The 22982-nt window shown below is 42.1% G+C and carries 18 protein-coding genes; 9 read left to right on the top strand and 9 right to left on the bottom strand.

What is annotated here, in order from left to right; genetic code table 11:
• The first annotated feature begins 5 nt into the window (after positions 1–5).
• Complete coding sequence (locus tag CAL7507_RS26160) at positions 6–494, top strand: hypothetical protein (RefSeq protein WP_015131499.1); 489 nt, start codon at positions 6–8, stop codon at positions 492–494.
• Between the two features lie 118 nt (positions 495–612).
• On the opposite strand, the gene CAL7507_RS26165 is transcribed toward CAL7507_RS26160, so the two are convergent.
• Positions 613–2748 carry a hybrid sensor histidine kinase/response regulator gene (locus CAL7507_RS26165; protein WP_015131500.1) on the bottom strand — a complete coding sequence of 712 codons (2136 nt, stop codon included), beginning with the start codon at positions 2746–2748 and terminating at the stop codon, positions 613–615.
• A gap of 272 nt (positions 2749–3020) precedes the next feature.
• On the opposite strand from CAL7507_RS26165, the gene CAL7507_RS26170 reads away from it, so the two are divergent.
• Positions 3021–4457, top strand: a complete 1437-nt coding sequence (locus CAL7507_RS26170; RefSeq protein WP_015131501.1) for a phosphoglucomutase/phosphomannomutase family protein — start codon at positions 3021–3023, stop codon at positions 4455–4457.
• A 99-nt stretch (positions 4458–4556) separates the two neighbouring features.
• Positions 4557–5135 carry an RdgB/HAM1 family non-canonical purine NTP pyrophosphatase gene (gene rdgB / locus CAL7507_RS26175; RefSeq protein ID WP_015131502.1) on the top strand — a complete coding sequence of 193 codons (579 nt, stop codon included), beginning with the start codon at positions 4557–4559 and terminating at the stop codon, positions 5133–5135.
• A 32-nt stretch (positions 5136–5167) separates the two neighbouring features.
• On the opposite strand, the gene CAL7507_RS26180 is transcribed toward rdgB, so the two are convergent.
• The 4 genes from CAL7507_RS26180 to CAL7507_RS26195 form a co-directional block, all read right to left on the bottom strand.
• Positions 5168–5506 carry a P-II family nitrogen regulator gene (locus CAL7507_RS26180; protein ID WP_015131503.1) on the bottom strand — a complete coding sequence of 113 codons (339 nt, stop codon included), beginning with the start codon at positions 5504–5506 and terminating at the stop codon, positions 5168–5170.
• Positions 5507–5733: 227 nt separating this feature from the next.
• On the bottom strand, positions 5734–6372 hold the full coding sequence (locus CAL7507_RS26185; protein ID WP_015131504.1) for a hypothetical protein: 639 nt from the start codon (positions 6370–6372) through the stop codon (positions 5734–5736).
• 154 nt (positions 6373–6526) lie between these two features.
• Positions 6527–7354: a bifunctional hydroxymethylpyrimidine kinase/phosphomethylpyrimidine kinase gene (gene thiD / locus CAL7507_RS26190; protein ID WP_015131505.1), complete on the bottom strand. Its 828-nt coding sequence runs from the start codon at positions 7352–7354 to the stop codon at positions 6527–6529.
• Between the two features lie 65 nt (positions 7355–7419).
• The gene (locus CAL7507_RS26195) at positions 7420–7842 is read right to left on the bottom strand and encodes a hypothetical protein (protein WP_015131506.1); all 423 of its coding nucleotides are present in this window, start codon (positions 7840–7842) and stop codon (positions 7420–7422) included.
• 118 nt (positions 7843–7960) lie between these two features.
• On the opposite strand from CAL7507_RS26195, the gene CAL7507_RS26200 reads away from it, so the two are divergent.
• The gene (locus tag CAL7507_RS26200) at positions 7961–9805 is read left to right on the top strand and encodes a S8 family peptidase (RefSeq protein WP_015131507.1); all 1845 of its coding nucleotides are present in this window, start codon (positions 7961–7963) and stop codon (positions 9803–9805) included.
• Between the two features lie 114 nt (positions 9806–9919).
• Entirely contained in the window at positions 9920–10153 is a 234-nt protein-coding gene (locus CAL7507_RS26205; RefSeq protein WP_042342527.1) for a hypothetical protein, read from the top strand.
• Here CAL7507_RS26205 and CAL7507_RS26210 read toward each other — a convergent pair.
• A complete protein-coding gene (locus CAL7507_RS26210) occupies positions 10140–10463 on the bottom strand; it encodes a hypothetical protein (protein ID WP_015131509.1) in 324 nt (107 codons plus the stop codon). The genes CAL7507_RS26205 and CAL7507_RS26210 overlap by 14 nt on opposite strands.
• Positions 10464–11802: 1339 nt before the next feature.
• Between CAL7507_RS26210 and hetF the strand changes: the two genes are divergently transcribed.
• The 4 genes from hetF (at position 11803) to CAL7507_RS26230 (ending at position 17537) form a co-directional block, all read left to right on the top strand.
• A complete protein-coding gene (gene hetF, locus CAL7507_RS26215) occupies positions 11803–14343 on the top strand; it encodes a cell division protein HetF (RefSeq protein ID WP_015131510.1) in 2541 nt (846 codons plus the stop codon).
• Between the two features lie 330 nt (positions 14344–14673).
• The gene (locus tag CAL7507_RS26220; RefSeq protein ID WP_015131511.1) at positions 14674–15054 is read left to right on the top strand and encodes a hypothetical protein; all 381 of its coding nucleotides are present in this window, start codon (positions 14674–14676) and stop codon (positions 15052–15054) included.
• An 11-nt stretch (positions 15055–15065) separates the two neighbouring features.
• Entirely contained in the window at positions 15066–16697 is a 1632-nt protein-coding gene (locus CAL7507_RS30265) for a caspase family protein (protein WP_015131512.1), read from the top strand.
• Between the two features lie 75 nt (positions 16698–16772).
• On the top strand, positions 16773–17537 hold the full coding sequence (locus CAL7507_RS26230; protein ID WP_015131513.1) for a Uma2 family endonuclease: 765 nt from the start codon (positions 16773–16775) through the stop codon (positions 17535–17537).
• 53 nt (positions 17538–17590) lie between these two features.
• Here the strand turns inward: CAL7507_RS26230 and CAL7507_RS26235 are convergent, their stop codons facing one another.
• The 3 genes from CAL7507_RS26235 to CAL7507_RS26245 form a co-directional block, all read right to left on the bottom strand.
• The gene (locus CAL7507_RS26235; protein ID WP_015131514.1) at positions 17591–19408 is read right to left on the bottom strand and encodes a dynamin family protein; all 1818 of its coding nucleotides are present in this window, start codon (positions 19406–19408) and stop codon (positions 17591–17593) included.
• A gap of 2 nt (positions 19409–19410) precedes the next feature.
• On the bottom strand, positions 19411–20379 hold the full coding sequence (locus CAL7507_RS26240) for a M48 family metallopeptidase (RefSeq protein WP_015131515.1): 969 nt from the start codon (positions 20377–20379) through the stop codon (positions 19411–19413).
• A 191-nt stretch (positions 20380–20570) separates the two neighbouring features.
• Positions 20571–22613 carry a dynamin family protein gene (locus CAL7507_RS26245; protein ID WP_015131516.1) on the bottom strand — a complete coding sequence of 681 codons (2043 nt, stop codon included), beginning with the start codon at positions 22611–22613 and terminating at the stop codon, positions 20571–20573.
• Positions 22614–22982: the final 369 nt, after the last annotated feature.

The raw sequence follows: 22982 nt of genomic DNA on the forward strand, positions 1-22982 counted from the left end.
AACTGATGTTCCAATGGTCAAAAAAAGTAGTGAAATCGGTCACGTTCAATCCAGGGGTTGCTGATGAAAGTTTGTTGGCGCTTGTAGAAAGCTATTTAGAGAAACAAGCTGACAAAACTTTCAGCGACCTCTGTAAAGAAGCCCTATGGCAATCTTTATGTGTACCGGAATCAGTAAAACCTGGTCCGAAAACAACAGCAACAGGATCGGTTGAACAACAAATCGGTGAACTGCAACGTCAAATGGCTGACCTTGAGGAACGTTTTTTTGCCAAGGAATCTAATCGCTTGGAGGCTATGGAACGCCATATTCTGCAGCTTAATCAACAAGTGGCACAATTGGCTATCATGCTCAACGATCGCTCATTCGTTCAGTCTCCAAGCACATCAGCAACAGTAGTAGATGTAGTCAATACTACTTATGTTCCTCCTGCCTCTCCTCAAGAGGTTGACCCCGTCATCAGCCGACTTAGTCAGTATCTCGATGATTTTTAAAAAAATATCAGTGTGTTGAGCATTTTTTGCTCCTAGCCGCAATCCTTAATAGTTAATACTATTAAGGATTATTAATATTTAGATATAGCAGGGAATGGGCAACAGGACTGTTGCAAAATCACCTTGATCTCCTTGTTTCCACAAGTCTCACAATAGCTGCAACTAGTTCCTCCGCATTCAGAGGCTTGGATAAATGCAATTGAAATCCTGCTGTTATTGCTTGTTGTTGGTCATAGCTGCTAGCAAAGGCAGTCAAAGCGATCGCAGGGATTTGTCCACCTTGTGCTGCTGTCCAAGTTCTCACTTCACGCATGAGCATATAGCCATCCACGTCAGGCATCCCAATATCACTTACCAACACGTCAGGCTGGAACTCTACTAAGGCTTGTATGGCTTCAAATGCAGAACTTACTGCGATCGCATCCGCCCCATCTTGCTCTAAGATAAACTTCACAAAATCTCGTGAATCAGCATCATCATCAACAACCAAAACCCTGACACCAACAAGGGGTAAAGAGTCGGTATCTATAAATTTGGGCTGATTTTGTTCATCTGTTATACTCGATCTTTCATTTTGGATAAGCGGTAACCTGACAGTAAATGTTGCCCCCTGTCCCTCACCAGGACTTTCTGCATTAATAGTGCCCCCATGCATTTCAATGATGTTACGTACAATTGCCAGTCCTAGCCCTAATCCACCAAATTTTCTAGTAGAACTGCTATCTGCTTGCCGGAAATAATCAAATGTGTATGGCAAAAAGTCGGCGCTAATCCCCTTACCTGTATCGCTAACAATGATTTGAGCATAGCCATCAACCTGTCTTAGCTGGATTTCTACCTTTCCTCCTCTAGGAGTAAATTTGATCGCATTAGAAAGGAGATTCCAGACGACTTGCTGCAAGCGAGTAGAATCACCCATAACTTGTCCTACATTGGGTGCAAATACTGTCTTCACCTCAATAGACTTACTTGCTGCGGCTAAATGCATTGTTTCTATTGCAGGCAAAATTGTAGATTCTAAGTTGACATTCGTAATATTCAGAGTCAACTTACCCTGTAAAACTCTAGAAATATCCAGCAAGTCCTCAATTAATTGCACCTGTAACTTGGCATTGCGCTCAATTGTTGCTAGCGCTTGAGATGTCTGTGCTTTGTCAAAACTATGATCTTGTAAAAGTTTAGACCACCCAAGAATTGCGTTAAGTGGAGTCCGTAGCTCGTGGGAGAGTACGGCAATGAATTCATCTTTGATGCGGTTGGCTGTTTCCGCTTTAGCTCGCGCTGCTTGCTCTAATTGCAGCAGATATGCGCGTTCTTGCTGTATTTCTTTTTGTTCGTGAATATCTGTACAAGTTCCGAACCATTTCACTACAAACCCTTGCTCATCTTTAAGTGGTAACCCTCGCGCTAGCTGCCAGCGATAGGAACCATCAGCAGCTCGTTTGAATCGGTATTCATTTTCATATAAAGTGCCAGCTTTGACAGCATTTAACCACACCTCGTTAGCACTATTTATGTCATCTGGATGTAATGCTGCTAACCAACCAGAACCCAACGATTGCTCTAATGTTAGTCCAGTGTACTCGCACCAATTGTGATTAAAATAATCACATTGACCATCAGCATCAGTTGTCCATACGAGTTGGGGAATTGCCTCAGCTAAATAACGGTAGCGCTCCTCGCTTTGCCTTAAAACTTCTAAAATTCGCTGGCGCTCGGCAATTTCTTGTTCTAATTGCTCGTTGGTTTTGGTAATCTCATTGGTACGTAGAGTGACTAACTCTTCCAAATGATTCTGATATTTTCTTAGTTCTGCTTCTACCCGCAAACGCTCATTTATTTGTGTTTGTAGTTCTTGGTTTGCTTGTTTTAATTGAGCAGGACTAGGAAGCGCCAGAGCTTGTGGAACTAACGGTACAAGCTCTAAAGCTGTAAATAAAGATATGATTGCTGTTATCGCTTTGATTGATCCCGATAGCCAATAAGTCGGATACCAAAGTGTCCAAATCTCCATAATATGAGTAGTGCCACAAGCAACGATAAAGGCGCTAAACAGGAGAAAAATCCAGTAAAAAGGTAGATCCTTTCGTTTGCGAACAAAGTAAAATAGTGTTGTGGGAATAGAGTAATAGGCCAACGCAATAATTGCATCTGAGACTATATGTAGCCAAACTAAATTTGTTTGCCATAGATAGCAGTGCCCGTGAGGGATAAAAGACCCCGTGCTAAAAAAATGAGTCCATAATTCCGACATAATTTTTGATACAATTACTCTAGTTTTTTGCCTATTTAGTGATAGAATTATCGGAATATTTTTTATATTTTATTGAAATTTTTTCTGTCCTTTTAGTTATAGTCTTGCTAATATTTTATCTAATAGGCGATCGCATCTGGGAAACACGCATCTTTTCACTTTGACATCAACACAGTTGAGTAGCAATTAAACAAAAATATTACTAGATTCTTTTTTTACAGCGCATACTGTATAAATGGTAGAATCCTCAGGTAAAAAATTAGGATACTTCAATGCCAGTTGTAGTTAACCCCATCAAGTTTGGTACAGACGGCTGGCGGGGTGTTATTGGTGATGAGTTCACCTTTGAACGCCTAGCCTTGGTCGCGCCAATTGCAGCAAAAGTATTATATGACACATATTTCTCGACAGTGGGTAGCCGAACAATCATTGTCGGTTACGATCGCCGATTTATGGCAGAAGACTTTGCCCGTGTTGTCGCTGATTCTGTAACTGCGATCGGGTTTGATGTCCTACTCAGCGATAGCTATGCCCCTACCCCAGCCTTTAGCTGGGCAGCAAAACAACTCAATGCTTTGGGGGCACTGGTAATTACAGCCAGTCATAACCCTGGGAATTATTTAGGATTAAAAGTCAAGGGTGCTTTTGGTGGTTCCGTGCCACCAGAAGTCACAAAAGAGATAGAAGCTTTATTCACGATAGGATTACCACCCGTAGCTACCAGAGGAAAGTTAGAGTATTTTAATCCTTGGCCTAGTTATACTCAAGCCCTAGAAGGTAAAGTTGATATCCGCAAAATTCAAGATGCTCTAGCCTCTGGTAAGGTGACAGTATTTGCCGATGTGATGCATGGTGCCGCTGCAGGTGGATTATCCAGGCTACTAGGCGAACAAGTTAGAGAAATCAATAGCGAACGCGATCCCCTGTTTGGCGGTGGCGCACCAGAACCTTTACCTAAATACATTTCGCGTCTGTTTGAGGTGATCAAAACCCATCGCGAAGCGAATACGACAGGTTTAGCCGTGGGTTTAGTCTTTGACGGAGACTGCGATCGCATCGCTGCAGTAGACTCAGAAGCGAATTTTTTAAGCTCTCAAATCTTAATCCCCATCTTAATTGACCACTTGACCCTCAGACGCGGCTTTAGTGGTGAAATCGTCAAAACTGTTAGTGGTTCTGACTTGATTCCCCGTGTCGCCGCACTACATAACCTGTCAGTTTTTGAAACCCCAGTTGGCTACAAATATATCGCTGACAGAATGTTAGTCGCGGAGGTATTGCTGGGTGGCGAAGAATCGGGAGGGATTGGCTATGGTAGCCATATTCCCGAACGAGATGCACTGCTATCAGCCTTATATGTCCTAGAGGCGATCGTCGAATCTGGGCTGGATTTAGGGGAATATTACCACCAATTACAAGCACAAGCAGATTTCAACTCAGCCTACGATCGTATTGACTTACCCCTAGCAAATATGGAAGTGCGATCGCGTCTACTAACACAACTGCAAACTCAACCCCTAACGGAAATCGCAGGGTTAGCAGTAATTAATACCCAAACAATCGACGGCTACAAATTCCGTCTAGCTGACAATAGCTGGTTAATGATTCGGTTCAGTGGTACCGAACCAGTTTTACGCCTTTATTGCGAAGCCCCCACACTCGATCAAGTGCATCAAACTCTTGCTTGGGCGAAACAATGGGCAGAGTAATATCAGTTAACAGTTACTTGTACTGAGCGTAGTCGAAGTATCAGTTGTCAGTTATGGCATTTCACTGTTAACTGTTAACTGTTAACCGTTAACTGACACATGACCAAACTACTCGTAGTCGCAACAGGAAACCCAGGTAAGCTGAGAGAAATGCAAGCTTACCTGGCTAATTCTGGTTGGGAATTAACCCTCAAACCCGAAGAATTAGAAATTGAAGAAACAGGCGATACCTTTGCAGCCAACGCTTGTCTCAAAGCTTCCCAAGTCGCGCAAGTAACAGGAAACTGGGCGATCGCCGATGATTCTGGCTTGCAGGTAGATGCTTTAAATGGCGCACCAGGGGTATATTCTGCGCGTTATGGCCAAACTGACAGCGATCGCATTGCCAGATTATTGCAAGAATTAGGCAGCGAAGTTAATCGACAAGCCCAATTCGTTTGTGCAATAGCCATCGCTAGTCCCAATGGTGCGATCGTTCTCCAATCTGAAGGTATTTGTCATGGCGAAATTCTCCATGCACCTCGTGGCGATGGTGGGTTCGGCTACGACCCAATTTTTTACGTTCCAGACAAACAATTAACCTTCGCCCAAATGACACCAGATTTAAAGAAGTCAATCAGTCATCGAGGCAAAGCTCTGACAGCTTTACTACCCCAAATGGCAACATTAAATCAGTGAACAGTTCACTGATAACTGTTCACTGATAACTGTTAAACTGCTTCTGTGTTCTTTTCCCCAGTCCGAATCCGCACAACTTGCTCAACAGGCGAGATGAAAATCTTACCATCACCGATTTCACCAGTGCGGGCAGCGGCGATGATTTTGTCTACCACCATATCAACCTGACTGTCGTCAACGACAATTTCCACTTTGAGTTTTTGCAGAAACTCAACGGTGTACTCAGAACCGCGATAGCGTTCTGTTTGACCTTTCTGTCTTCCGAAACCCCGGACTTCAGAAACAGTCATACCAACAATACCAGCATTAACCAAGGCAATTTTCACTTCATCCAGCTTAAATGGGCGGATAATTGCTTCTACTTTTTTCATTTTTGAAACTCCTAACTTCTACTAGCTTCGTTTATATATCTAAGCAGATCCACTGTCTGACGCTTTAACTAGTTCATCACGGCGCAAATAAACCAACCATTACAAAACGCCCAAATACTGACTGTACAAGTTTCTTTATTTCATACTTCATACTTCAACCAAAAATAGATAAATTCCCTGGATGAGTGAATTTACCGAGAAATTGCTCAAAAACTAGAAATTGTCAACTAACGACTTTGGTGCTCAAATAGGGGACGCACAACCAAATACCCAGCGCCAAAAGCAGTCAGCATAATTAACAAAATGGTAATGACTAACCACCAGCCACTAATTTCCTTAGATTCAGGTTCGGTAGGGGAATAATAACTCACCTCCTGCTCTTCGATGAAAATTGTTTCCGGCATCGGGGAAATCATTTCCACTACAGGCACTGAGAATTCAGTAGAGTGGCTTTTGCCGCTAGAAGATTTGGGCGTGACGGGTGGCTGTGGACGAGAAACCTGCTGACGTGGAGGAGCTTTAGCAACTGGGTGGTTAGTTGTATTTTTGACATTAGTAGCCGGACTAGGGGCTGGGCGATCGCTTGGTGTCGTCGGTGCAGCAGGTGTTGCAGCCACAGATTGAGGATCTACTAACTTTTGCAGGTGTAAAAAAGCCTGAACAGCCTTAGTAATTTCTTGGCGGAGTAATTGATTTTCTTGTGTTAGTTGCTGATTCTTGGCAGTGAGTGCATCTAGTTTTGCCTCTGTTGTGTGTAATTCTGCTGCCAATTCCCGGTATATAGAAAGTGGTACAGAAGGAGGTGGGTAGGCTGGAGGACTTGGTTTTGGTGGATTCGTCTGAACAGAACTTGTAGTTGTTCGCATTGGTTACTTGGTATCAAAAATCAAATTAATCAGATTATCTTGAAATGCTATCAGAGATAGTCAATTTTGAAACTATTGTCATTGGTCATTTGTTATTGGTCATTTGTCAAGGGTCAAAGTGTCATTAGTTATTTGCTCCTTGTGCCCCTATGCCCTATCCCCTATTTCCCAACAATGGAAAGAAGTGTCCCACAGGCCCTTGACCTTTGCCAATATCTAAGGAATAAGTCAGTGCAGTTGTGACATAGTCCTTCGCTTGCTGTACCGCTGTCAATAAGTCTTTTCCTTGAGCGAGATTAGCAGCGATCGCAGCTGATAGAGTACAACCAGTGCCGTGGGTATTTTTTGTTTCTACCACCTTAGTTGTCAAAGTTGTCAACTTGTCCCCATCAAACCAAATATCAACACCACGCCCACTTCCCTGCATCCCTCCACCCTTCACTAAAACAGCTTTCGCTCCCCATTTCCGGTGAATGATTTCAGCAGCACTTCGCATATCATCCAGAGACTGAATTTGTAACCCACTGAGAATTTGTGCTTCGTAGCGATTTGGTGTCACAATCACCGCCTTGGGGATCAGCGCATTGCAGAGCGTCTGCACCGCGTCATCATCTATCAATTGCACACCTGCACGTGACACCATCACAGGATCAACTATTAGATTATTTATTTGTAAAAGTTCTACTTGCTGGGCAACAGCCAAGATAATTTCTCGATTGAGCAACATGCCAGTTTTTGCAGCTTGCACACCAATATCCGTCACAACTGCCTGAATTTGAGCCACCACCGCCTCTGGTGACATCGCATCAACCCGCATTACCCCCAAAGTATTTTGGGCTGTGACGCAGGTTATAGCACTAGTACCGTGGACACAGTGAAAAGCAAAGGTACGTAAATCAGTTTGAACCCCTGCACCACCACCACTATCTGAGCCAGCAATGGTGAGAGCTACAGGCACTGTTAATGCAGTAACAACATTCATAGGTCAATTGAAGTCTGAAGTATGCAATTATCTCACCTATTCCCCTTGCCCCGCGCCCATTATGGCTAAGAGTGCAAACTTTGCAATGCCGACTGTAAATACTTGCCCCACTCTGTTGCTAAAGGGATTTCGGTAAACGGAATTTTTACCGAGTTACTAGGTTCGGGAAATAGGAACTCTAATTCAACTGTCCGACCTTTATCAGGTATATTTTCAACATCTACAATTTTGCCATCTACCAATAGATTGATATTTTGAATATCAAGTAAAGAAAAAGTTTCTAATTGAATCGGGCCTTTTACTGTAGGTTTTCCCCAGGTTATATTGTCACCTTTTTGACCTAAGACTGCATAGATATCGTACTTAGACCGTTCAAATTGCTCCGCCCAAACGCGATAAGCCTCAACTTTTTGATATTCCTGTGAGCCTTGCCAAGCTAACCAGAAGAAAATCGCTAGCAAAGGCAACCAAAATAGACCGCGTTCCATCGTTTAAACAGCCCTGAATTCTGAGTGAAAATTGTAACTAAAGCGTAAAGTACACCAACAAGGGATGTAGATAAGTTATGGTAGGGAGAAAACTGGCAAAAAGCGGTGATGATTTTATATGAGAAAGCTTATATTATTTAGCTTGTTTGTCATCGGGCTGGTAGCTGCTGTGTTTGGTTTCCTGAATTTCCAGGGACTGGCAGCTAAAGGCGAATTTGAGACGATTCTGCTGGATTTTCGGGAAGATATTCCCGCTGAAGTGGTGAAGCAGGATCTAGAAGCGATCGCTAAACAATACAACGTTACACCCCAATTCGATAATAAATTTTCCGAATTGGACCATGTCTATATTATCAAGGGCGATCGCCAGCGACTCAAAGAACTGCAAAAGTCTGAATTTAAGTCAGCCACAGAATTCATTGAGCCAAATTATATTTACAAGACAGTTCCCGAAGGGAAAGCAACTTGGTTGGGAGAATTTTTACGCCCCCAAGATGATGAAGCGAAACCTTCACTAGTTGGTCCCAATGACGAATATTACAGCAAACAGTGGAACCTACACAAAATCGGCGTTGAAGGCGCATGGACTCGCACCAAAGGTAGTGGTGTCACAGTTGCGGTGATTGACACTGGCGTGACTAAAGTCAGAGATTTGTATGAAACAAAATTCGTCAAAGGCTATGATTTTGTTAACGATCGCGAAGACGCTAGCGACGATAACGGACACGGTACCCACGTAGCCGGGACAATTGCCCAAGCGACTAATAACAAATATGGCGTAGCCGGAATTGCCTACGAAGCTAAACTCATGCCACTGAAAGTACTGAGTGCTTATGGTGGCGGTACTGTTGCCGATATTGCTGAAGCCATTAAGTTCGCCGCTGACAAAGGCGCAGACGTAATTAATATGAGCTTAGGTGGTGGCGGCGAAAGTCAATTAATGAAACAAGCCATTGATTATGCCTACAAAAAAGGTGTAGTTATCATCGCCGCTGCTGGTAATGAAAACGCCAATGGTGCCAGCTATCCAGCCCGTTATCCCCGTGTTATCGGTGTTTCGGCATTTGGCCCCGATGGCGAAAAAGCCCCCTATTCTAACTTTGGTGCAGGGGTAGATATCTCTGCTCCCGGTGGTAGTGATGCCGGTACAATTCTCCAAGAAACCATCAACGAAAAAGGCGAAGGCGTGTTTCTTGGTTTCCAGGGAACAAGTATGGCTTCTCCCCACGTTGCCGGTGTGGCAGCATTAATCAAAGCTAAGGGAATAAGAGAACCCGATGAAGTTTTGAAAGTCCTCAAACAGTCAGCACGAGTCATCCAAGACGATGGTTTGAACTATTATGGCGCTGGACAACTTAACGCCGATGCTGCAGTCACACTAGCAGCCGAGGGACAAATCAGCTTCCCCGATTTCTTCCGGTGGTTACGGGATAACGGCTATCTCAACCCCGGCTTTTGGATTGACGGCGGTGCAGTAGCTTTAATACCTAAAATATTGATGGTAGTGGGTTCCTACCTACTGGCTTGGTTTTTACGGGTTTACTTCCCCTTCTCTTGGAGTTGGTCTTTATCCAGTGGCTTAGTCGCCGGTAGTTCTGGGTTATTTTTCCTCAAGGGAATATATATCTTTGACCTTCCCCAGTGGCCTTTCCGGGTTTTGGGTAGTTCTATTCCCGAACTGGGGAATACACTACAAGGAACCCACGCTTTAAATCCCCTATTTGCCAGTGTATTGATTCCCATTGTTTTAGTAGCATTGCTGTTAGGACATTCTAGTTGGAAATGGTTTGCGATCGGCACAACCCTAGGCGTAGCAGCTTGCTTGACAGTCAATGCAGTTTACGATCCAACAGTTTGGGGCTTGGGAAGCGGTAACTTATCTCGGATATTCCTCTTCGCCAATGCCTTACTCTGTTATGGACTGGCTCGTTTAGCATTGAAAAACGAAAGACAAGTAGCGTAAATGGGCATTGGGCAAGAGTCAATAGTCGGTGAATACGTATTCCCACATCCCCAGTCCCCAATCCCCAGCGTTGCACTGAGCTTGTCGAAGTGTCCCCAATCCCCATTAAAAAATATGAGCATCACAATTACAGGCACTATTGAACGCAAGCATCTTGGCCCTGGCGCATGGGCGTTAGTCACAGAAGAGGGCACTACCTATGAAATCCTCAAAGGTGCTGACAAAGACTTACTTAAATCAGGGCAAAAAGCCAAAGTCAAAGGAGAGGTACGTGAAGATATCATGACTATTGCCATGATTGGCCCTGTTCTAGAAGTAAAATCCTTTGAGTTGCTCAATTCTGACTAGCTACGGAATCGAGAACTCCTTGTAGACGACTTCTAAACTCTCCTTTGGGATGACCGCCTTTAACCTCACCGATAATTTGAAATTCCCCTTCTGGAGAATCACAAACAATATAAGTAGGCCATCCCATTTCTGATTTATCAGGATATTGAGTCAATAAAATCTTCCGATACTTGCGGTAAGTCGCTGTGTCCTGCATTTTGACATCGATAAATTGCAAGCCCAGTTCCCCAGCCACTTTTTCATCATAAAATGACATCTTATGGCAAATGCCGCACTCTTCTGAAGAGAATTTAATAACAGCTAAAGTCATGTGGCTCCGTGACTGTCTGAATATAGGCAAGCAATTATAGCATAATTCACTAACTCTGAGAATATTTCTAGCAGGGAAGAATAGTAATTAAGCAATAACCCTGAAGAATTCTAGAAAAACAATTAAAAATTTGGGCAAATATAAGGGTAATTACTCTGGGGTCTGGCATCTAGCTGATCGGACAATAAAAGCAAGTCAGGAAATGATATGTAGCGCTACCAAAAAAAATGCTAGGATAGACCAACGAAAAGTTATTAGACAGGGTAACTACTGCCAAGCAGTTAGGCGATCGCACAAAAGTAAATCAATTACTCCATTGCTATTTGCCTAATACTTGTGGAATACTTAAGGACAGAAACCTTCACAAGTAGCGAAAAACTATTTTGTGTGCAAAGGGAAAGCTTGTAAGTTAGGGTTGCACCATTATAAATAGGGAAGTTTCTGTAAGTAGATGCACTAATGTGGCAAGATGAGTTTATTTTGTTTAACATTGGTGAGTAAGACTCGAAGCCAATCTGCCATTTTCAAGTAAGGAACAAAGTTTCTCTACAAAAGAATTGTGTAGACGCTCAATAGCTGCAACTATTTGCTATACGCACAAAGATTAGCCGCAAAATTTAGATGAAATAGGAGTATACTTGCTAAACTCAGGGCTTTGGCAAGAAATTTAGTAACTCACTCGTGACGCTAGACTATCCTCTCTTATCACCTGCCCATGCACTTTGTGGATGGGTAAACTGTCTCCTCAAAAAAATTCCCTAGTAAGAGTTGTCCTACCAGGGAAGTTAGTTATCAGGGTGCATCTACCACTTAATTGTTCTCAGGCTAACTACCATCTTCCGGATAGATTCTGTGTAAAAAGAATTTTTAGTTTTTTTAAAATTAAAAAACCCTAGTAGGAGTTGTCCTACCAGGGGAGTTAGTTATCAGGGTGCATCTACCATTTAATTGTTCTAGAAGAAATGAATATCATCCGGATAAATTTGTATGTATTGGAGATTAATGAGTTAAGTTTAGATATGCATTTAATAAGCAAATTGTCAATAATTTAAAATTGTCATCAAATCAACAATTCCTGTGCTGCTGGTAAACAGCAAAAAAAATCCTCTGGCAGGCTCTCACCAACCAGAGGAGTCGAAGATCAAGGTGCATCTACCAATAAAGTGTTCTATGCGGATCTGAGCCGATCCGGATTAAAGTTGTAAAAGCGGGGAAAGCAAAAAAAACTCGGTTCAGAAACATTCAGTGCCAGGATGCATCTAAGGTATCAGAAGGAGCGAAAAATCGACTTGAAACTTTCGCGTTTCAAACCAGATTTAGGAGGCGAATAGGAGAAATTGTGACCCAGGAATTCCACATTTCCGTGACTCCAGTAGGGCAAAATGACTACTTGGTGCGGACGGAACAAGTCGCGCCTGGGGTGCCATTGGCAGAAGAACTGGTGACTTGGCCTGTAGCTGATTGGTTGGCAGCTGCTGGGCATTTGATGAATGACCCTTTGAAATCGGTGTTGCAGGGTGATTTGTTCGCCTCCGGTGGGAGAGAAAGCGACATTGCCAGAAATTCCGTTAATTTAGTAGCATTGGGTCAGCAATTTTATAATGCACTGTTTCAAGGCACTCTCAGGGATAGTTGGATTACGGCGCAAGGGATAGCTCAGAACCATCAACAGGTGTTGCGTTTAAGGTTGGGGTTAAAGGATACTAGGTTAGCTCGTCTGCCGTGGGAAGTCATGCACGCTGGCGATCGCCCTCTAGCTACTGGCCCTTATGTGGCTTTTTCTCGCTACCAAAGTGGAGTTTTGGCAGGATCTCGTTTGCCATCAACAAATGTCCCCAAATCACCAGAAGAAGGTGGCGTAAAGGTATTGATGGTTATTGCCTCACCTACAGATCAAGTCCGTCTTGACCTACTTAAACAAGAAGCTATTAAACTACAAGAGGAGCTACACCGTCACACACCACGAGTTGGTGAAAGTGGCAATTATCTCCCAGATATTGAACTTACTCTATTAGATCAACCAGGGCGGGAAGAATTAACCCAAGCCTTGGAACAAGGGCGTTACCACGTCCTGCACTACTCTGGACATAGTAACTTAGGCCCTAACGGCGGCGAAATTTATCTTGTCAGTAGACGAACTGGCTTAACAGAAACCCTAAGTGGGGATGATCTGGCAGGCTTGCTCGTCAACAATAATATTCAAATGGTGGTGTTTAATTCCTGTTTAGGAGCATATAGGGCTAACTCCGATACGGCTGGGGAAACAGGGGAACGCAATCTCACAGAAAGCCTGGTGAAGCGCGGCATCAGAAGTATTTTGGCTATGTCAGAACGCATTCCTGATGAGGTGGCGCTGACACTCACCCAATTATTCTATCGTAACCTGAATCAGGGATATCCGGTAGATTTGTGTGTGGGTCGGGTACGCCAGGGATTAATCTCTGCCTATGGTTCTCACCATATGTACTGGGCGTTGCCGATTTTGTATCTCCAACCGGAATTTGACGGTTTTCTCAGTCCGGAAATCACTGAAAGTGCAGAAGCTCTCAATGATTATCATCCGCCTTTAAGAGCCAATCCGGCGGCGATGTATTCTGCTGTGGCAGATGAGACTGAGTTGCCTTTGGCAATGAATGAAATGCTCCCGAATTCCCTAACCCGAGACTCTTCTGGGTTAGATTGGCTCGGTGAAGATACTTGGGGCGATCTGGTTGAGGAAATTGAATATGATGATCCAACCTACGCAGAAGATTCGGCACTTGTTTCAGATTTGTTTCGGCAGTTAGATACTCAAAAAGCGACGGTTGAGCAAACTCCGATGACTGCGGAACTTGTGCAAAAAGTGACAGAAAATGGTTTTCCATCGAGGCAAATTTCTGGGGAAATAGCTGCCTTTGATGGGGAAGCAAGTTTGTGGGGCGAAGTTGCAGAATCCACAAATGAAGCCAATCAAAATTTTGCTGTGGATTGGAACAATCCAACCCTTAGCCCTTCACAGCCTAAGGGATCGAGAACCAGGAACAAAGGCCAAAATTGGCCGATGATGGGTGCTATGGGAGCAAGTGCGATCGCAGTTTTGATCGGTTTAAATTGGTGGTGGCAAAATCGCCAGTTGTCAGCATTACCTGACATACCCCAAATTTCTGCCCAGTCGCCAAATCAACTTCCCGTTAACTTACCGAAGGCTGAAACGGGAATTGTAACTGCTATTGCGACAGAAAAATTAAACCAAGGCGACTTAAAAGGTGGGCTGGAGGCTGTAGAAGAACTACTCAACCGTGGTGTATTGCCATCTGCAGAAGCTGCCTTAAAGATTGTGCCCCAAAAGCAAATTGATGATGCTGCTGTCAACTTTTTGAAGGGGCGACTGGCTTGGCAATCTGTTCAAAGTAAAGATAAAAAATATAGTATTGATGATGCGCGTCGTTATTGGGAAACTGCGGTTAAGTCTCAGCCAGATTCCTTTGTCTATAGAAACGCTTTAGGATTTGCCTACTACGTAGAAAATGATCTCAATCGAGCAAATGATTCTTGGTTTCAGGCTTTAAAATTAGCTCTTGAACAGCCAAATAAAGTTGCTGCATCTATATCGACAAAAGAGGTATTACCTACAAAGGGGGCAGTACCTAAAGAGGCTTTAACTTCTTATGCTGGGTTAGCTTTAGGATTTTATAAATCCGCATATAATCAACCAGATGTCAAGCAATCTCACTATATAAGTGAAGCGATTAAACTGCGTCAAATGATTATCAATAACGATCCGATAAATTTCCAGGTAGATAAATTAAGTCACAACTGGCTGTGGACAGACAAAGCTATTAGCGATTGGGAATCACTCCTGCAGAAAAAAAGTGAAGAAAGTTCAGCTAGTCAAAATTAGCTAATAGGTAATTTGACCATTTCGAGAGTAAACAACCGTACCAGTATCCCACGGATGCGATCGCTATTAGACCTCTTACATAAATAATTTTTTGTCTCACGCAATCGCTAAAAGCGATCCCGCTTTCTTAGGCGCAAAGAAAAAAGCAAAAAGAAGGACTTTTGCAAGAGGTCTATTGTCTTCAAAGTCAAGCGATAGTCAAAAAACTAGCAGTGGAAACATTGACGCAACTGGAGAATGTGGCAGCGATCGCAATCGGTTCTATGTGACACACACACTACACGAAATCAATTACTATAAAGCAGTAACAGTATTTAAACTAGAGTTATTATGACAACAGTATCTACGGTTACATTTACAATTTCTGTAAATGACCCGGAATTAGACGCAGAAGAAAAACAAGAAATAGTACAGAATTTGTTGAATCAACTCAGCAATCTAGAAGAAGTAGAGCGCGTAGAGCGGACACAAGATCAAAATCCAGAAGCAGGAAGTAAGCCAGGAATTGCTTTTTTGGTAGGAAAATTAACAGCAGAAGTAAGCATCAAAAATGTTAAGGCTTTTTTGGGATTTTTGGGCGATCGCCTGGGCAACAAACCCATAAAAATATTAGTAGAAGCCAATAATAAGAAGATTGAGATTGAAGCTAGTAGCCGACAAGAGCTACTAGAAGCTGAAAGAGCAGTCAAGGAAATACTAGCAAGCCTTTGAAGGAAACTCAAATGGCTAAGAAATTGGCTCTGCTGATCGGAGTGAGTCAGTACGAAACTGGCTTACCACCAATTCCTACTGCTATTAAAGATGTAGCTGCTATGCAGCGAGTTTTACAAAATCCTGATTTGGGTGGCTTTGAAGTCAAAACTATAGAAAATCCTGATTTAATCACAATGCAAATAGCCATTGAAGAGCTATTTAAAAATTGTGAAAAGAACGACGTGACTCTTTTATTTTTCTCTGGTCACGGGATTACAGATGATGCCAATAGGCTTTATCTGACAACTTGCAACACTCGCATAGATGCTTTTTATTCCACAGCAGTCTCAGCAAGTAACGTGAAAAACATTATGCAGAAAAGCCCTTCTAAATGGCAAGTGGTGATTCTCGATTGTTGTTACAGTGGCGCTTTCGGTTTGGATTGGGAGCCAAAGCCTACAAGTGGGGGGTGCGCGCTGCTGGCATCTTCCACTGCTGTCAGGCTATCTTTTGAAGCAGAAGAATCAGGCATTTACACTCGATATATAGTAGAGGGGATTGAGACTGGTGCCGCAGATTTGAACAAAGACGGTTTCATTTCTGTTGATGAGTTGAATGATTATGTACAAGGGAAAGTGCAAGCAGAAAAACCGGAAATGAAGCCAGAAATGCACCCGGTTAAGGCAGGTCACAAGATTCAAATTGCTAAAACTGTTAAAGCTTCAACTACTCACAAAAGCCCTCAAGTTTCCACCAGTCAAGTGCAGAGATGGACATGTATCTACACGCTTACTGACCATAGCGATAAAGTCAACTGTGTGGCTATCAGTCCTGATGGTCAAACCCTTGTCAGTGGGAGTGCTGATCAAACCATCAAAATTTGGAGTTTGACAACAGGAAAACATATCCATACTTTTGAGGGACATGCAGATACAGTCAACTGTGTAGCTATCAGTCCTGATGGTCAAACCCTAGCTAGTGGTAGTGCTGATAAAACTATTAAGATTTGGAATTTAAATACAAAAAGACACGTCCGCAACCTTGGTGGTTGGTTCTCTCCACACTTAGATTCGATATGTTCTCTGGCTATTACTCCAGATGGTCAGACTTTGATCAGTGGCAGTCAAGACCATACAATTAAGCTGTGGAATCTGGCGACGGGAAAACAAACAAATCACCTCACACAAAATTCATGGGGAGTTTATTCCCTAGCGATTACCTCAGATGGTCAGGCGATCGCTAGCGACACTTTCGAGCATACGATCAAGTTATGTAGTTTAGCCAGCGAGCAGATTTGGCAAGATTTTACTGGACATACAGATTGGATTTGGGCGATCGCTATCAGTCCCAATGGTAAAATTCTCGCTAGTGGGAGCCAAGATTGCACAGTCAAATTGTGGAACTTAGAAACTGGCAAGCTGCTGCACAATCTCACCGAACATCCTTCTCCAGTACATTCAGTTAGTTTCAAATCTGATAGTCAAGTTCTCGCTAGCGGCAGTTATGATCAGACGATTAAGCTCTGGAATGTGGAAACTGGGAAACTGATCTGCACCTTAACAGGGCATCAAAATGGTGTAAATTCCGTTTCTTGGAGTCCAGATGGACAGATTCTCGTTAGCGGTAGTGATGACAAAACCATTAACATCTGGCGAGCATAATTAAGCTCAGAGTGGCTCGCGGCTCGGCCGCACCAGACTGCTAAACTATAGACAACAGGCATGGGAAGAATCAGGATGATTAATCAAGCCTCAAAAGCGATCGCTCCACTCCTGCCAGATGACTCTATTCCTTTTCCTCCTGACGATTTATGGAGCGATGAACCGCCTTTGGAAAGTGATCTGCACCGCGACCAAATCGACCTGTTGATTCGCCTGATTCGTTGGTTGTTTCGATCTGGTAGTTCTACAGGAAGAACCGATGTCTATGTGGCTGGCAATTTGACAGTTCACTACAGCCCCAATCAAAAGAAATCGGAGTTTTTCCGAGGTCCGGATGTCTTTGTGGTGCTGGGAACCGATAATCATCCTCGTCGCAGTTGGACGGTATGGCATGAGGGCGGCAAATATCCCAATGTAATTGTGGAATTACTCTCAGACTCGACCGCAGTAGTTGATCGCGGTGAAAAAAAAGCACTGTATCAATCGGTGTGGCGTGTGCCCGAATATTTCTGGTTTGACCCAATGACTTTGGAGTTTCAAGGATTTTCCTTGCTGCAAGGTGAATATCAGCCAATTCAACCACATCCTCAAGGTTGGCTTTGGAGCCATGAATTAGGCTGCTATTTGGGAATTAGCGATCGCGTCTTGCGCCTATTCTCGAACAATGGGCAACTGCTACCCTTGCCGGAAGAAGAAGCACAGCAGCGAGCAGAACAGGCAGAACAGCGAGCAGAACAAGCAGAACAAGCTCTGCAACAAGAACGCGAACAGCGACAACAACTGCTAGCTAAATTGCAGACCCTTTCTCCAGAGCAACGGCGATCGCTGGGAATTGATTAAAATTAGCAGAAATGATTAACTGAACTGTATTGGGTGATGGAGTAACAACCGTATTAGCCTGTAGAAATAGTCTCAAGCATCTCTTCAGAGCTAAGTTTTTGCTTCAAAGCTTGAAGTCGCTGACGAGCTTGATGCAAAATTGATAATGCTGTTTGCAACGCTTCATGAGTTGCAGTAATTGTTTGCGCTTCTTGAGTGCATACTTTTTGTGCTTGCTGCATTGCTGAAAGTGAAGTTTCAATATCTTGACGATAATTAATTTCAATTTGCTGGGCAATTTTCACAGCAATATTATGATAAATTAACCGAATTTCTTGGATAATAGCTACTTTAAAATTTGGCCAAGCTATTTGGAGTTTCTGTTGGTAATTAGTACTCTGCCTCGATGAACCTAAATCTTGCATTTGCTTAATAATTAAGTCAGCAATAAACGTAGATATATCGCACTCTGATAAAATTTCAAAAATATCGCTATCTATCCAAGAATACTCATGAGCAGTTAAATTTTTAGCGTCGATATTATCTACAACTTCACTAACATTGGTTAAGATTTGAAAATCTGTAGAAATTATTTTCTGGGCTTGCTGGGAAATTTCTAAAATAGCATTTTTATGAACGTTTAAACACTTACTAATAGCTTCTCTGAGGGAGTTTGTCAAAAAGAACTGAAAATGACGTTTAATCACATCTATTGGTTCTTTCTGAATTTTAGCAATAGCTTCATTTTCTAGGCGTTCCATAAACTGATTCATCCACTCACAAGTTTGTTCACCAATTTGATTAATTTCATCTTTCATTACCTTGATATGTTGTGCAGTTTTGCTAAATAATTCTGAACTCGGATCTTCGCATTGATTAATAACTAGATTTAAACGTTCTTGATCTACTTGCATAGCATTATTTAGCAGCAACAAACTATCCTCAAACTCCTGAAATACTTGCTCTGTATGGTCACTAGCTCGGTCAAGTTGAATCAAATCGCGCTGTAGATGGATAGCTTGTTCTAAAGATGTGCGAAATTCATTAAAGGATGTTTCTAATCTTACCTTTGCATCAAGATTGGGTCTAGATAATGACTGGAGACGACAAAACTCATCAAAAGCACTGATACTAAAAAGTTGGGGATTAGGGAATAGACGACTAATCTTTTGATAATTACTATTGAATAATCTAACTGCTTCTTGTTCTGTGCGGATATTATCCATCATATTCAGCACAAAAAAGACTTTAGGAAAATCTTGGGGAATCACGGACATTTGCAGAAATGCTAGCTCATTTTCTGCAAACGGTGCTAGAGCCGACACTACAAATATGACTGCATCAGCTTGTAAAAGATAAGTGTGAACCTGGCGATCAAAACGCTTCAAAATATCCCCAGTTCCAGGAGTATCCACAAGACGTATCCCTCGCAACCATTCATGAGGGGTTTCAATTCGCAAATGACTAACTGGCTGAGGTGAATTTGCTAAAACTAGCTCAAGTTCCTCTGATTTTAACTCCTCTTTTTCTAACTGAAATTGTCCACCATCAGTCAAACAAACACTAATTTTTGCTTCTGAACCATATTGGATATGATTAATTGTGACTGTTTCTGGTGTCACATCTGTGGTGACAACAGATTCTCCTAATAAGGCGTTGATGAGTGTTGATTTTCCCCGCTTGAAGTCACCGATGATCACGAGAACAAAATCTGCATCTAAACGAGTTCGTATCTGGTTGATTTGAGTTTGTATTTGTCTGATTAATCTTTTACCTAAAGCATGTTGAAATTTTTCCAAGCGTAATTCTTCTGAGAAATTATCGAGAATTTCTAGAAACTCTTGACGTAAATAGGTAAAGTCATAACTGAAATATCTATTTGATGATTCCATAGTTAGTATCCTTTAGGCATTACACGCATAACTTGTTCGCATAAATTATCAGTTTCTTGTTTGCTGCGCGCATCTGGTGTTTTTGCTTCTGGACGCCAAGAATGGAAAATATCACAGTTAGCAAACAAGTGGAGCGCGTCAATACGTTTAGGAATCAGGGGATGAGTTTTCAAAAGTTCTATTAATCTGATGGGAGCCGATAAATTTTTACTCATTTGTTGGCGGTATGCTTCAATGTTAATATTCTGTAAGGCAGTTCCCCCACCAGTTACCAGTTTGATGAATGCTGATTCTGCTGCCTTCACATCGCCACAGCAAATTAATCCGGCGCGATCGCACGTAATTTCTGCATATCGACTCCAGCGTTTAAAAAATATTGTCAGTCCACCTTGAATAAACATTTCTAATAATCCATGAGTGGGAACTGCTTGTAAAATTTCTTCCGCTAGTTTATTCGTCATAATTTCACTCACAGTGTTATAAACACCGTGTAAGTTGTGAATATGTCCACATTCATGGCCAATGACGAATTTGAGTTCTTCTAAAGTAAAAGATTCGACTATTTCACTAGAGAGGACAATAATTGGGGCGACATCATCCATAGCAAAAGTGTAAGCATCAGCATCAGAACTATGCTGAATAAAAATCTGTGGGACACCAATACCCAACCGCTGGGCGCAATCTTCACCAAGCGCATAGATAGTAGGGTATTGCTGCGGCCCCACAGCAATACTTTCTAGCGTGTGTAATTGCTGCATAATCGGCACAGCCCAACTAACCAAAGCCTTAGCTATGGCTCTAGCTGGCCCCATTGCTATGAGTTGCTCGCGCAGTTTTTGATCTAAAGAAAAGCTATAGTCAGGAACACCACGTATGATATGACGATTTAATTGGCGATCGCGTACTTCTAAATAATGACTAAAATTCAGGTCAATAGTGGCTGTGGGATTGGTAACTGATGGATTTTGCATAGTTCATACCTGGACTATGAAATTTATAATTAGGAGATTTCCAGAAAAATTGTGCGTAGGGGCATACCGCTTTTAGCGTTCCCGCAGGGTACGGTTGTTTTCCCTCTAATTGGTCAGATTTTCTTGAGAACATGTTTGTGCGTAACTGTGAGAAATCGTCTCATCCCTCACAGTTTCAGTGATGTAAACTCTTAAACACTCATGATTTCCACAAGTTCTTTCGAGCGTCTCTGTGCGCTACCCAGAATTTTCTCTGTTTCTGCACGCATCTCATCCAATTCCTTACTTTCGGCTTCAGTGAGAGCCTCATTTCGTTGGCGTTTACGGTTCAATTCAGTGAGAGTATTTTGGGTATTATCCAGCAACGCCTCAACCTCTTCACTTAGTGTTTTTTTCAATTGGTTGAAACTTGCAGAAATTTGCTCCTCAACCTTTTGGTTGATGGGATTAGATTTCAGGTTTTTTTCAATTTCTTTCAGTATTGCTTCCTTATAATTTTCCCTAAAAGCTTCTACTTGCTCACCACCAAACACTGCTCTAGTCAGCCAACCACCTGTGAACACAGATACAACACTAGCAGCAATCACAACCGGCCAAGTAATAGGAAGTCCAATTAAACCAACTAATAAACCAGCACCAAACAATGTCCCAACGCTACCAGCTGCGCCAACTAATGCACCACCAACGCCGGCTGTCTTAAAACCTGACCAGATACCACCAAATCCTGTAAACACCGCCAAAGCTGCGGCGATCGCTTCTCCACCTGAGCTTCTTCTGCGGCTAGCATCAGCTTCAACATCCACAAATTGCATTTCGATACGACTTAAGACTGTAACTACAGAGTTAGCAAAATCTTTTAATCGGTCTATTTCTTGTGTCAATCCCTGTTGAATTTCCGTTTGCACTTTATCTGCTAGCTTTTGTCCAGCGCTTTGCAAGCTACTAGAAACTTTATCACCCAGTTTTTTAGCCAGAGTCTTCTTATTACTTACTTCTTTGGGGGTGATAGTGGTTGAATCAATAACTTGTTTTGCTGTTTGTTTTAACTCTTCTTCTAGCTTATTTAGCAGAGGTCTGACGTTGTACCTAACATTTTCAGCCGCCCGATCAATAAGCTCCATTTCCTCTTTTTTTCTCTGGCGCAACTCAGCAATTTCTTGAATAGAAGTTTCGTAGGTTTTCTCAAAATCCTCTAGCTTCATTTTCAGAGCATTCTCTTGAATATTAATTGTTGATAATATTTCTCCAGATGAAGCGATCGCCCGATTCAGAGGTACTTGCAATTCAATCGCACCCCGTTCTTTAACCAAAAACTCTTCTAAAGCTTTTTCAAATTCTACAAACCGACTTTTAGCCAGCAATTCGTCATCATGGTTATTTTTGGCTTCTAAAGCTTGATAAGCCGAAAGCCCAAAAACCTTTGGTTTTCCAATCTTTTTACGATAGACTTCATATTCTGCCGAATCTTCACCCCACTGTTGTGCTGCTCGTTCTAACACATACTCTTCTATCCGTCTTTGCACCCCAGCAACAACTTTTTCAGCATCCCCAGGTCGATTACAACGGTCAATTCCTGTAACTACAAAAATGACTCGACCTAAGTCATTAGTTAATAATTTATTCTCTAAAAAATCTCTTTCTACTTCCGATACAGGTGATTGTGCCATAATTACCAAAATAGCAGCATCAACTTTTGGTAAAACTGAAAGAGTCACACCAGTCATACTAGGGTCATCGTTTAATCCTGGAGTGTCGATGATATCGACATTGTTTTTGCAATAATTAGCCGGGTAATAAACAACAGCTTCTTTCACATTCGCCGCCGTTGCTTCAGATTCTGGTGTTAACTTCGTGACATATTCACTAAGTTTTTCAATCTCCACTTTCTCTTTACGACCATCTTTAAATTCCACTTCTACATAGGAATTCAAACTATAAGTAACCCGATTGAGAGTAGCAGAACAAGGTTCAATATCTGAGGGCAAAATTTCTTGACCTAACAAGGCATTAATAAATGTACTCTTACCACGCTTAAATTCTCCAACAACTGCAACCCAAAAAGTTTTATTCTCAATCTTTTCCAAAACATCATCAATTGATGCCAGTGATTTTTGAATATTCAATTTTTCAGAAAAAGAGCGAAGTCTTTTCAAATCAAGCACTAAGTTATTAGCTAACTTGTTGTAATCCGTGAGTGAGACAAGCGGTGGATTTTGGATATTTTCAGCTTCCATTGTCACTCCTTATCTAGGTAATGTACTTACAAAACTTTCTAGTCAAACATCAGACTTTTTAGTCTTAGATATACCTTTTGAACAAGTTTGTTGATGATCAAGATTTGTTAAAGTTAACTTAACCAATTTTTTAACTTGTACAAATGGACTTGTTGTGTTTTGCGATGAATTCTATATGCTAGTTACTTTTGCAAGCAACCCAAACACTGATACATCTTGCAATTTAAGCATTTCGGATAAAAGTGGAAATTATTGTCATGAATCCTTGATAAATTGGCGAATTTCTCAGTCTTCTAAGGCTTACTGCGTTGTTTTAATCTTTTTTCCATAGCACTCCTAAATCATGAAAGTGCTTACTACGAACTTCAT

Source organism: Calothrix sp. PCC 7507 (assembly GCF_000316575.1).
In the GTDB taxonomy this organism is placed as follows: Bacteria; Cyanobacteriota; Cyanobacteriia; order Cyanobacteriales; family Nostocaceae; genus Fortiea.